This is a genomic window from Streptomyces telluris, assembly GCF_024519335.1.
GTDB classification, from domain to species: domain Bacteria; phylum Actinomycetota; class Actinomycetes; order Streptomycetales; family Streptomycetaceae; genus Streptomyces; species Streptomyces telluris.
Genome location: NZ_JANIID010000012.1, coordinates 68,816 through 80,327 on the forward strand (window position 1 = coordinate 68,816; position 11,512 = coordinate 80,327).

Annotated in this window: 11 protein-coding genes; all 11 read right to left on the minus strand. The window is 72.8% G+C overall.

Annotated elements, in window-relative coordinates:
- Nucleotides 1–56 precede the first annotated feature (56 nt).
- The 11 genes from NQU55_RS15495 to NQU55_RS15545 all read right to left on the minus strand — a co-directional run bounded on the left by NQU55_RS15495 (nt 57) and on the right by NQU55_RS15545 (nt 11,376).
- Nucleotides 57–257, minus strand: coding sequence for an MbtH family protein (locus NQU55_RS15495; RefSeq protein ID WP_168096164.1), 201 nt, complete (start codon nt 255–257; stop codon nt 57–59).
- A gap of 64 nt (nt 258–321) precedes the next feature.
- Nucleotides 322–1,635: a glutamate synthase-related protein gene (locus tag NQU55_RS15500; protein WP_256790726.1), complete on the minus strand. Its 1,314-nt coding sequence runs from the start codon at nt 1,633–1,635 to the stop codon at nt 322–324.
- Nucleotides 1,632–2,630 carry an asparagine synthetase A gene (locus NQU55_RS15505; RefSeq protein ID WP_240976958.1) on the minus strand — a complete coding sequence of 333 codons (999 nt, stop codon included), beginning with the start codon at nt 2,628–2,630 and terminating at the stop codon, nt 1,632–1,634. Before NQU55_RS15505 ends, NQU55_RS15500 begins: the two co-directional genes overlap by 4 nt.
- An 18-nt stretch (nt 2,631–2,648) precedes the next feature.
- Nucleotides 2,649–3,989, minus strand: a complete 1,341-nt coding sequence (locus NQU55_RS15510; RefSeq protein ID WP_256790727.1) for a methylaspartate mutase — start codon at nt 3,987–3,989, stop codon at nt 2,649–2,651.
- 11 nt (nt 3,990–4,000) lie between these two features.
- A complete protein-coding gene (locus NQU55_RS15515; protein ID WP_206329929.1) occupies nt 4,001–4,510 on the minus strand; it encodes a response regulator in 510 nt (169 codons plus the stop codon).
- Nucleotides 4,507–5,280, minus strand: a complete 774-nt coding sequence (locus NQU55_RS15520) for a thioesterase II family protein (RefSeq protein ID WP_168095518.1) — start codon at nt 5,278–5,280, stop codon at nt 4,507–4,509. The genes NQU55_RS15515 and NQU55_RS15520 overlap by 4 nt, the downstream gene beginning before the upstream one ends.
- 106 nt (nt 5,281–5,386) lie before the next feature.
- Nucleotides 5,387–7,174: a non-ribosomal peptide synthetase gene (locus NQU55_RS15525; RefSeq protein ID WP_168095517.1), complete on the minus strand. Its 1,788-nt coding sequence runs from the start codon at nt 7,172–7,174 to the stop codon at nt 5,387–5,389.
- Nucleotides 7,171–8,208, minus strand: a complete 1,038-nt coding sequence (locus tag NQU55_RS15530; protein ID WP_168095516.1) for a TauD/TfdA family dioxygenase — start codon at nt 8,206–8,208, stop codon at nt 7,171–7,173. The genes NQU55_RS15525 and NQU55_RS15530 overlap by 4 nt, the downstream gene beginning before the upstream one ends.
- A 143-nt stretch (nt 8,209–8,351) precedes the next feature.
- The gene (locus NQU55_RS15535) at nt 8,352–9,644 is read right to left on the minus strand and encodes an MFS transporter (RefSeq protein ID WP_256790728.1); all 1,293 of its coding nucleotides are present in this window, start codon (nt 9,642–9,644) and stop codon (nt 8,352–8,354) included.
- A gap of 339 nt (nt 9,645–9,983) precedes the next feature.
- Nucleotides 9,984–10,175, minus strand: coding sequence for a ferredoxin (locus NQU55_RS15540; protein ID WP_168097162.1), 192 nt, complete (start codon nt 10,173–10,175; stop codon nt 9,984–9,986).
- Nucleotides 10,176–10,188: 13 nt separating this feature from the next.
- A complete protein-coding gene (locus tag NQU55_RS15545; RefSeq protein ID WP_256790729.1) occupies nt 10,189–11,376 on the minus strand; it encodes a cytochrome P450 in 1,188 nt (395 codons plus the stop codon).
- Nucleotides 11,377–11,512 lie beyond the last annotated feature (136 nt).

Sequence of the window (11,512 nt, forward strand, 5' to 3'; positions counted from 1 at the left end):
CGGTGAGCCGTGGAGCCGTGAGCCGTGAGTGGTGGGAGGCGGGCGCGCCTGCCCGGTCAGCCGGTCGTGGCGGACCTCGGCATCAGGTCCGTCCAGTTCCGGTCGACGAAGGCGAGGCAGGCTTCCCGGGTGTCCTCGGGGTGGGCGACGGTCCAGCCGTCGGGCACGGCGATCCGCGCCGGCCACAGGGAGTGCTGGTTCTCGCCGTTGACCAGGACGACGTAGGCGGCCTCGGAGTCTTCGAAGGGGTTGGTCATGACGGAACGTCCTTTCACGGATTGCGGATTGCGGATTACGGATTGCGGGTTACGGCTTACGGGTTTACGGGTCACGGGTTGTGGAGTGCGCGGGGGAGGGTGAAAGCGACGGCGAGGGCGAGGCGGAGAAGGGGCCGCGGCCGTCCCACACGTCCTCGGGCCCGAGGTCGGCGGGCGCGTACTTGCCCAGCGCACTGATGATCAGCCGCAGTTCGAGGAGCAGGCTCGACACGAGCCGGCCGAGGCCGTCATCGGGGTTCTCGTCGACGGCCAGGAGCGCCGCTCGCCCGAGGCCGGCGGCACGGGCGCCGAGCGCGAGGCACTTGGCCACCCGGGTGCCTTCCCACATCCGGCCGGACACCAGCAGGCAGTGCTGCTGGTCCCAGGCGCGCATCCGTCGGAGGCACTCGCCCAGCGGGAGGCCCACGTGGCCGAGGAAGGACAGGGGTGCCCAGCCGCTCCCGCCCTCCGCCCCGTCGACGGTGACCGCGTCGGCGCCGGCCTCCCAGGCGGTGGCCGCCGCGTGGCGCACGTCCCGGCCGGGCGGGAGCTTCACCCACACCCGGGCCCGCGGGTAGTTGTTGCGCATGAAGCGGATCTGCTGCCGCAGGATCTCCTCGGTGAAGGTCCCGGGGCTGCTGGAGCGCAGCACGTGCCGGCCGTCGCCGTAGAGGTCGTCGGTCGCGTAGTGCTCGGCGAGCCGGGCGGCGGAAGCCGTGTCGACGACGGTCATGCCGCCCAGGCCGGGCTTCGCGCCCTGCCCCACTTTGAGCTCGAAGGCGAGCCGTCCGGATTCCAGGAGCCGCTGGGCCGCGGGCGCGCTGTAGATCAGGTTCCACACCTCGGCGTCCGCGTCCTCGGTGCTCTGCTGGAACGCGACTCCGCCGACTCCGTCCGGCAGCTCGCTCTCGTACGCGCCCAGCCGGGCCAGCGCGCCGTTCTCCGCGCCGGAGCCGTGGTGGCCGGACGTGGGGACGATGTTCTCGCCGACCACCATGGGGATGCCCAGGCGGCCGGCCTGGCGGCTGACGGCGGCGCCCAGCCCGGAGGCGGCGACCTGGGTGGAGCCGAACGCGGAGACGTAGAGCGGTGCGGTGGACCGGAAGCCGCCCAAGCCGGTCGACAGGTCGACGTCGCTGTAGTAGGGCTCCCGGGCCAGCTCGATCATCTTCTCCAGCCGCCGGGGGACGAAGACCGGGGGCACCAGGCGCAGCGCGTCCAAGGGGTCCGCGCCGCGCCCGCCGTCCGCGGCGGCGTCCGCGCCGAAGAGCTGCCGGCCGTAGCCCTCGTGCGGGGGGAAGACCGCGGCGGCGCCGTCCCGGGCGCGGGTGCGGACGTCGTCCTCCGCGAAGCCGGCGGCCGTCAGGCTGTGCGTCACGCCGACACCACCCCGGGGGTCTTGGGGAAGGGGGTGGCCTGCCACACGGCGTCGAGTCCGGCGACGTAGCGGGTCAGGCGCTCCAGGCCGATGCCGAAGCCCGCGCTGGCCGGGATGCCGTCCCGGACCATGTCGAGGTACCAGGCGTACTTGGCCGGGTTCTCCCCCGTCTCGCGCATGCGGGCGATGATCCGCGCGTAGTCGTGCTCGCGCTCGCTGCCGCTCATCAGCTCGCCGTAGCCCTCGGGGGCGATGAGGTCGTAGTTGCAGAGCACCCCGGGCCGGTCGGTGTCCTCGCGGTCGTAGAAGCCCCGGGACCCCTTCGGGTAGTCGGTGATGAAGAACGGCCGGTCGGCCTGGGCGGAGAGCAGGGCCTCGCCCTCCCAGTCGATCTCGGCGCCGGGGTCCTGGTCGTGCCCGAGGCGCGCCAGGTGGGCGACGGCGTCCGCGTGGGTCGTGCGGTCGAAGGGGGCGTCGTTCTTCAGGAGGGCGGCGAACGCCCGGGGGTCCCGGCCGAGCAGGCCGAGCTCGTCCGACATCTCCCCGGCGACCTCGGCGACGGCCCGGACGACGACGTCCTGGGCGACGCCCATGGCCTCGTGCCGGGAGGCGCCGGCGATCTCCACGTCGAGCTGGTGGAACTCGACCAGGTGGCGGCTGGTGTTGGCGGTCTCCAGCGGCTCCAGGCGGACGTTCGGGGCCACGCAGAAGATTTTGTCGAAGGCCAGCAGCGACGCCTGCTTGTAGAGGATGGCGCTGGTCATCAGCTTGTAGCGGTGGCCGTAGAAGTCGATGTCGATCTGCTTGGAGCCGCGGCCGCCCGGGTCGGTGACCGGGCCGATGATCGGGGGCATCAGCTCGGTGAAGCCCTGCTCGGTGAGGTGGTCGCGGGCCGCCCGGACGATGCGGTTCTGCACGCGCACCATGGCCTGGGTCACGGGGTTCCGGAGGTGGGCGGGCAGTGCGGCGGGCGGCACGGCGGTGGTGTCAGTCATGCTTCTCTTCCCCTGGTTTCACAGAATGAGGTGGACGCGACGGCCCGGCCGCGGCAGGCGGGCCGTGGCGTGGTCGTCTGCCGCGTGGTCGAACGAGCGCTGGACGCAGGACAGCGCGCCGAGAAGGTCCGCGGCCGTCATACGGGTGGACGCCGCGGTGCGTCCGGTGATCCGGACGGGGAGCGCGCCGGTGTCGGACCAGCGCAGCCTCCCGTCGGGGGCGATGTAGCTCCTGGTGCGCCCGGTGTTGTCGGCGTGGAGGCAGTACGGCACGTCCAGCAGGCCGCGCGCGAACGCCTCCAGGAGGGCGGCCCCCGGGTCCTCGTTGAGGTCGAGGACGGTGGTCACGATGCTCAGGGCTTCTTCGAACACCTCCGCGGTGTCGGGGTCTCCCGCGGGATCCGTCTCCCCGTCCCCGGCGGGCGCGAGCCCCGCCGCGCGGGCCCGCAGGTCCGCGGCCGCCGCGGCCTCCAGCGCCTCGATGTTGTCGGCGACCGAGGCGATGCGGTGCGCCTCGGCGGCGGTCTTCACGATGAGCCGCTCCGCGCCGGTCCGCACGGCGATGTCCACGGACTGCTCCAGCAGCAGCCGCGCGCCGGACGCCGTGCGCGGGTAGACGCCCATGTAGGTGTAGATGACGACGTGCCACTCGACGTCCGGCATGAACAGCCCGGCGAGGCGGCGCAGGGCCCGTACCGCCCCGCAGTCCTGGTCGGCGCTGGTCTGCTGCGCGTAGCTGAGCGAGATGCTGCGGACCCCGTGCCACCGGAAGAACAGGCCTTCCAGGAGGCTGATGGCCACCAGCAGGCCCGGCGGGCACAGCTGGCCGAGCATGCACCCGCCGAAGGTCTCCACGTGGGGCTCGCACCCGTACCGGCGGGAGGCGGCCATGATCCGGCAGGACTCCTCCCAGTTGCGCACCGAGTCGCGCAGCGAGACGCGCCCGTAGGGCAGGCAGTAGGAGACTGGGCCGCCCTCGGTGGCGTCGAGGCCGGCCCGCAGCGACGAGGCGATGATGTCCTGCGGGCGGGCCGAACCGTGCCGGACCTGGATGGGGAAGTCGCGGCCCAGCAGGCCGTCGACGACCCCCTCGTTGGTCTCCCGGCCGTGCACGACGATCGGGTAGCCGTTGAGGTCGGCGCCCTCGGCCAGGGCCTGGCGGGCGGCGGCGAGGTCGCCGACGCGGGTGTAGCTGTCCAGGGTGATGGTGCCGATGGCGGTGGCGTCGGCGCGGCGGACCGCGGTCAGGCCCGCGCGCATGGCCCGGGGGTCGCCGAAGCCCATCCGCGGCTGGACCACCAGCCTTCCGGCCGCCCGGGACCGGGCGACGAAGTCGCCGAACAGGCTGCGCGGAGCCACCCCCGGGGCGGTCACGGTGCCGGGCTCGTCGCCAGGACGCCGCGGCTCGCCGCCGGGACGCCGCGGCCGCCGCGGTCACGGTCGTGGGCGACCGAGTCGACGAAGTCCCGGAACGCGCCGAGGTCGACGGGGTCGAGGAAGACGGCGGAGAATCCGGCGCTCAGGAGCCGCCGCGTGACCTCACCGGCGCCGCCGTGGACGTCGCCCGCGGTGACGCCGCGCGTGCCCAGTTTGCCGCCGATGACGATGGGCGTTCCGGCGAGTTCCGGGGCCGCGCGCAGGGCGCCGACGGCCCGCAGCCCGTCGCTCTCGCCGTGGCCGTTGACGCTGCTCAGCACGAGGAGGTCGGGGGCCCGGTAGGCGTACCGCGACACCAGGTCCGCGCCCCCGATGCAGGGGCCGGCGTTCTCCACGCGGTGGCCCCAGTCCTCCAGGAGCAGCTGGAGATAGACCAGGTTCCAGGTGTGGGAGTCGGATTCGGTGCCGCTGACGACGATGTCGAGGGCGCTGCCCGCGGTCATGCCGCCACCCCCGCGGGCGCGCTGAGGGCCGGGATGCGGTCGGGCAGCCGGCTCCACGTCGCGGGGGTGTAGAAGTGGCCGCCGGGCAGGACGTCGTGGCGGAAGCCGCCCAGGGCCACACCGCGCCACTGGTCGCCGGCGTCGCTCTCGATGACGCTGTCGTCGGCGCCGGAGAGCACCTGGAGGGAGGCCCGGACCTTGGCGCCGGGCGTGTAGTGGAACGTGTCGCGGACCTTGATGTCCGCGCGCATCAGCTCCACGGCCATCTCCTCCAGGTCGGGGTTGCCCACGACGTGCTCCGGCATCAGCCCGTGGGTCTTCATCCACGTCATCAGCTCGGCGTCGGTCTGATGCTGCGCCGGGAACATGTCCCGGGGGGTGAGGCCGCGGTCGGGGGCGTTGCAGGAGGAGACGACCAGTGTCTCGGGCGCCCGCCCTCCGCCGCGCTCGATCCTCGTGGCCGCTTCGAAGGCCATCCAGCCGCCCATGCTGTGGCCGAAGAGCACGTACGGCCGGTCGGCGGCGGCGGACAGGACGGTGGCGGTGGCGTCCTCGGCGAGTTCGTCCCAGTGGGTGGCGCAGTCCTCCAGGAAGCGGCCTTCGCGGCCCGGGTAGCAGACGGCGGCCAGTGCGGTACGCGGTGGGAGGGAGTTGCTCCACTGGTGGTACGCGGCCGTTCCGCCGCCGCAGAAGCCGAGGCAGACGAGGGTCCGGGTGGCGTCCTGCGGGCTGTGGATGCGGATGACTTTGGTGTCTTGGTTGCCGTTCACGGGTGGCCCTTTCGGCACACTTGGTGCGGTTGTCGCGCAGTGCAGTGAGCTGTGCGGGGGGTGGACGGGGGAGTCGGGGCCGTGGCGGGCCCGCGGGGTCCGGGCGTCAGCCGCTCAGGGCCGAGATGTGCTCGGCCAGGTGGCGCAGCCGGGGGTGCCGGTAGACCTCCTTGACGGGCATGACGACGCCGAGTTGCTTCTTCAGCCGGGCGACGAGCCGCAGGGCGAGGAGCGAGTGCCCGCCGAGGGCGAAGAAGTCGTCGTCGGCGCGGATGCGTTCGCGCCCGAGGACCTCGCCCCAGACTCCGGCGATGAGGGTTTCGAGCTCGCCTTCCGGAGCGGCTCCGCCGTCCTGCGGGGCCTCGGCGGCCAGGGCCGCGGCGGGGTCCGGGAGGGCCCGGGTGTCGGTCTTGCCGTTCACGGTGAGCGGCATGGCGTCGAGTTCGATCCAGGCCGACGGGAGCATGTAGGACGGCAGGAGGCCGGCCAGGTGCTCGCGCAGCCCGTCCGCGCCGGACGCCGCCTCCCGGGCCGGTACGTAGTAGGCGACCAGGCGGTCGCCGGCCTCGGGGGCGTGGTGGACGGTGACGGCGGCGGCCCGGACGCCGGGGTGGCCGGCCAGGGCCGCCTCGATCTCGCCGAGCTCCACCCGGTAACCGCGGATCTTGATCTGGCGGTCCGCGCGGCCGAGGTAGGCGAACGTGCCGTCGGCGAGCGCGCGCACCCTGTCGCCGGTGCGGTACATCCGCTGTCCCGCGGCGAAGGGGTCGGCGACGAAGCGCTGCGCCGTCAGCCCCGGCCTGCCGACGTAGCCGTGGGCCAGCTGCGGGCCCGCCAGGTAGAGCTCGCCCGCCACCCCGTCCGGCACGGGCGTGAGGGCCTCGTCGAGGACGCGGGCGGTGAAGCCCGGCAGGGGCCGGCCGATGTGCGGGCCCGGTCCGCCGATCCAGGCGGCCGTGGCGTCCACGGTGCACTCCGTCGGACCGTAGAGATTGACCGCTTCGAGGCCGCCGCGGGCACGCGCCTCGCCCAGCTCCCGCCAGGTGGCGTCGGGCACGGGCTCGCCGCCCATGAACAGGCGGAGCGTGCGCTTCTCCGCGGCCGGCGCGAGCAGGGTCTCGCGCAGCAGCTCCCAGTGCGAGGGGGTCAGGTCCAGGTCGTCCACCCGGTGGGCGTCGAGCAGCTCCCGCAGCTTCACGGGGTCCGTGCGCCGGGCCTCGCCGATGACGACGACGGTGTCGCCGCGGCAGACCCGCACCCACTGCTGGACCGACGCGTCGAAGGAGATGCTGGCGTTCCAGCCGACGACGCGGGGCCGGTCGGCGTAGATGCCGGTCTCTTCCAGGCCGCCGATCAGGGCGGCCACGCCGCCGCGGGTGGCCTGGACGCCCTTGGGGACCCCCGTCGAGCCGGACGTGAAGATGACGTAGGCCGGGTCGAGGGGCGCGGCCGTGACCTCCTCCGCCCGGGCGTCGCCGCCCGCCTCGTGGACCGGGGCGACGTGGACGCCGGCGGGCCAGGCGACGCCGCTGCCGGGCTCCGCCACCACCGTGGTCACGTCCGCGTCCCGCACCATGCGGACGAGCCGGTCCAGGGGATGGGCAGGGTCGAGCGGAACGTACGCCGCGCCCGCCCGCCAGACCGCGAGGAGCGCCACCAGGAGGTCCGCGCCCCGGGGAAGGCCGACGCCGACGCGGGTGCCGCGCCCGACGCCGAGGGCGGCGAGCCGGGCGGCCGCCCGGGCGGTGAGGCGGTCGAGTTCGGCGAAGGTCAGGTGCAGGTCCTCGTCCACGACGGCGACGCGGTCCGGTGCGGTCGCGACCACGTGGTGGAAGCGGGCGATCGGGTCGAGCTGCTGCTGCGCGGTGCCGGGGAGGCGGGCGGAGACGGTCATGCCGGCCGCTCCGTCCGGGCCGCGGGGGCCACCGTCGGCGAGCAGGCGGCCAGTTCGACCGGCTCGCCCATGGCGACGACGATCTTCCGGTCGCCGCGGAAGGGGTCCCGGCCGTGGCTGGTGAGGATGTTGTCCACCAGCATGAGGTCGCCCGCCTGCCAGGTCCGGCGGACCGTCGCGGCCTCGTAGGCGGCGTTGATCTCTTCGAGCTCCCGGCGCGTGAACGGCAGGCCGTCACCGAAGCCGGTCTCGAAGGGCAGCCCGGAGGCCCCGAACTCGTCCAGGAGGGTCTCGCGGAGCTCGTCGTCCAGCGACCACGAGCTCCAGAACGCGAGGTGGTTGAACCACACTTCGTCGCCCGTGGCGGGGTGCCGGACGATGCCGGGGCGCAGCTGGCCGGTCCTCAGGCCGTCGTCGTCGCCCCACTCCCATCCGATGAGGTTGTCGGTGCAGTACTTCTCGACGTCGGCGCGGTCCTCGGTGGCGAAGGCGCTCTGCCAGCTCGCCGAGATGTGCTCCGAATAGTGGCGGTTCAGCACCCAGCCGGCGCCGCGCATCCGTGCGACGAGACCGGCGGGCATGCGGCGCAGCACCTCGCGGACGTCGGCGACCGGGGTGGCGCCGCCCTCCTCCGGTGCGGTCAGGCAGGCGAACATCAGCAGCCCGGGGAAGGTCAGGGTGTAGCTGTTCTCGTTGTGCATGCGGATCGCCTGGGCCGGCGGGAGGTCCGTGGAGGAGTAGACGTCGTCGCCGAAGTCGCTGCGCGGCGTGGCCTTCTCGCGGTAGGGCGTCCGCCGGGGCAGCAGGACGTCCCGCACCCTGGCGAAGTCCTCGACGCCGGCCAGGGGCAGGCCCCTGAGGTAGAGCGCACCGTGCTCGTGGAGCCTGGCCCGCAGGTCGGCGGCGACCGAGGCCAGCCAGGTGCAGGCGTCGGCGACGGTGCCGAAGCGGGGGACGACCGTGGTCGCGGGTTTTCCTTCGGAGAGTTCCCAGTCCGGCCATGCGGTGCCGGTGGGGGCGGGTGAAGTGGTCATCGATCAACGCCTTCCTCGAGGGGCGACGGTTGTCGGCTGTGCGCGGGCACGGGCCCGGGGCGGTCCCCGGCCCGGTGCGGGCGCGTGCGGGGTGGCGCGCTCTGCCGTTGCGGGGCGCGCGGGTTTCTGCGGTCCGTGGACCGTCAGACGGTTTGAAGGGCCTTCTCGGGCAGCTCGCGCCGGGACCGGACGGGGGAGAAGAAGAGGATGAGCGTGCTCAGCGGCAGCAGGACGGTGAGGACCAGGAGCGCCGGGCGGAGCCCGGCGGCGGTTCCCAGGGCACCGCCGACCAGGGCTCCGACGGGCATGGCCCCGTAGTTGAGGAACGCCGAACTCGCCGAGACCCGGCCCAGGACGCCGGAGGGACAGTAATGCTGCAGGAACCCGGCCTTGATGATGTTTCCCGCCACCACGCCGGTGCCCACGGCCGCGCTTCCGACGACGTACAGAAGGAGACCGGCTCCCGGCCCGGTGAGGGCGATGAGGGGGGCGAAGGAGAGTAGACCCGTCTCGAAGAGGAGGAGCGCGCGGGCGGATCCGAAGCGGTCGGAGGCCCGGCGCACCACGAGCGAGCCCAGGACGCTGCCGAGTCCGCCGATCGTGCCCACCACCCCGATCAGCCCGGAGGACAGGCCGACCTCCCGGAAGAGGAAGACGACGGCTATCGACTGGTAGGCGGTCAGCACGAAGTTGGCGGTGGCGCCGAACAGGGTGAAGCTGCGCAGGTACGGGTCTCCGGCGACGGTGGAGAGCCCTTCGCGGATCTCCCGGGCCAGTGCGCCGCGGGTGCGCTCGGCCCGCTCGGGCGGCGGCTCGCGCCGTCTGATCCGCGCGATGCACACGAACGACACGAGGAACGTCGCCGTGTTGGCCAGCAGGCCGTTGGCGATGCCCAGGACCTGGGCGAGGAGGCCGCCCGAGCCGATCCCGACGAGACGCGCGGCCGAGTCGCTGCCGTGGAGCTTGGCGTTGCCCTCGGCGCGGTCCTCCGGCGCCAGCAGAGTGGGGAGATAGGCGACGTACGCGGTCTCGAAGAAGACCGCAGCGGCGCCGGTGAGCAGGGCGACGGCCATCAGCTGGGCCATGCTCAGCAGCCCGGCCCAGGCGGCGACGGGAATGCTCGCGAAGAGCACGCAGCACACCGCGTCGCAAGCCAGCATGATCGGTCTTCGGCGCATCCGGTCCACCCAGGCGCCGACCGGCAGGCCGATGACCAGCCAGGGCACCCAGGTCGCCGCGCCGAGGAGACTGACGGCGAAGGTGCCGGCGTGCAGGGTGGACACGGCGACGAGCGGCAGTACCAATGCGGTGACGGAGGCGCCGAACGCCCGCACGGTCTCGCCGGCCCACAGCCGGCGGAAATCGGGGTGGCGGCGCAGGAGACCGGCTGTAGGGGGATCCTTCTGCCGGTCGGGGGACTGGGAATCGTCAGTCATGCGACGGAAGCTCCTTGAGCAAGGCCACGGGCCGAGGACGATCACGGCCCGAATCGGCACGGCCAATGCTGCACGGGAGCGGTCAACAGCGGATCAACATCGCGCCTACGGACGACAATTCACTTTCCGGCACACAGTGTATGCGCCGGGTGACGAATGGCCTTCCGTATTTCGCGGACGGCCCGTATCCCGGCGGGTGCCGGACCGTATTCGGGCCCGGCAAAAAGCCGGCCGCGTCCGGTCACGACGAAATGCCGTGACCGGACGCGGCCGGCCGTCCGGTCCACCCGGCCCCCAGGAGTCAGAGGGCCGACGGATGGTTGAGGAACGTATTCCGTTTCAGGCGATTCTGATGACCGCCGTCGGGCACCGCACGACGGCCTCCTCCACCGCTGCGCGCTGCTCTTCGCCCGGGGCGGCATCGAGAAGGATCACCGTGCCGTCCTCGTCGCTCTGGTCGAACACATCGGGGGCGAGGAGCACACAGGTGCCTGCCCCGCAGCACAGGTCCTCGTCGATCTCGATCCTCATCACGGCCGCCCCCTCACCAGCGCACCGGCAGTTCGAGGACGCCGTAGGTGACCATCATCTCCCGGGTGCCGACCTCCTCCGCCGGGACGGCGAGCTCCAGGCGGGGGAAGCGGCGCAGCAGCGATTCGTAGCCGATGCCGAGTTCGAGGCGGGCCAGGTGATGACCCATGCACTGGTGCGGACCGCTGCCGAAGGCGACGTGCCGGGTCACGCCCCGACGGATGTCGAGGCTGTCGGGGTCGTCGAAGCCGAGCGGGTCACGGTTGGCGGCGGGGAGCGAGACCGTGACGACCTCGCCCTTGCGGATCGACTGCCCCTCGAACTCGAAATCCTCGGCGGCGACACGGATCGGGCCGATCTGCACCACGCTGAGGTAGCGCAGCAGCTCTTCGACGGCGTCGTCCATCAGGGACCAGTCGGCGCGCAGGGCGGCCAGCTGCTCGGGGTGGCGCAGCAGGGCGTACGTGCCCAGCGCCAGCATGTTGGTGGTGGTCTCCAGCCCCGCGATGAGCAGGACGATCGTGATGCCGAGCAGTTCCTCGTCGGTCAGGTCGGTCTCGACGGTGAGCCTGCCGAGGATGTCCGGGCCCGGGTCCTTGCGCGCGGCCGCGATGAGGGCGTTCAGCATGCCGCCGAGCCCCATCATCGACTGCTGCATCTCCTCTCCACTGCTGGAGAGGCTGAAGAGGACGTCGACATGACGCCCGAACTCCGACCGGTCCTCCTCCGGCAGCCCGAGCAGCTCCGACGTCACCAGGGTGGGCAGCGGCTTGGCGAAGGCCTGCACCAGGTCGACGGGCCCGCCCGCGCTCTCCATCTCGTCCAGCAGGCGGTCCGTCATCTCCTGGATCCGCGGCCGGAGTTCCCGCACCCGCCGGATGGTGAAGTGCTTGCTCAGCAGACGGCGGTAACGGGTGTGCTCCGGCGGGTCCATGTTGACGAACATGCCCGGAGGGAGGGCGTCGGTGCTCAGCTCGGAGCCCGGCGCCATCACCGGGGAGCGCTTCCCGGCCGGCAAGGAGCTGAACCGGGTGTCGCCCAGCACGCTCCGCGCGGCCTGCAGACCGGTGACCAGGCGGCCGACGTGCCCGTCGGGATAGCGCAGCGGGGTGACCGGGCATTCCGCGCGCGCTTCGGTGAAGGGCGCGGGCGGGTCGAAGGGGCAGCCCGAGGGACGCTCCGTGGGAAAGGACCGGGCCAAGCGATTTTCGGCATCTCTTGATTGCGTCATGAGCGAAGAGACCTCTTCGTCAGAGGAAAATGCGAGGGAATCTATACGGCCGATAAGCCTCCCACGGCTGTCCCTAGGGTTCTCCTTAGTGATGCGCCTCCGCCGC